Genomic DNA, 224 nt, shown 5'->3' with positions numbered 1-224 from the left:
CAAAGACGATGTGGTTGATAGGCCGGGAGTGGAAGTACAGCGATGTACGGAGCGGACCGGTACTAATAGACCGAGGACTTGACTACAAATATTCCTACCGATTGGTAGGGGGTGCCACGTGGGCGACCCGTTAAGAAGAAAACATTTTTATGCAGTTGTCAGGATACGAAAATCCTGAATAACATAATTCAGTGGCGATAGCTGCGGGGATCCACCTGTTCCCA

1 rRNA gene is annotated in these 224 nt (G+C 49.1%); it reads left to right on the top strand.

From position 1 onward, the window contains the following. A 23S ribosomal RNA gene (locus tag ACFCTO_RS12270) occupies positions 1 to 86 on the top strand; the annotation flags it as partial. Positions 87 to 224: the final 138 nt, after the last annotated feature.

The organism is Megasphaera indica (assembly GCF_046614755.1).
Classification (GTDB): Bacteria; Bacillota; Negativicutes; order Veillonellales; family Megasphaeraceae; genus Megasphaera; species Megasphaera intestinihominis.
This window is presented reverse-complemented; position numbering and strand designations above follow the sequence as displayed.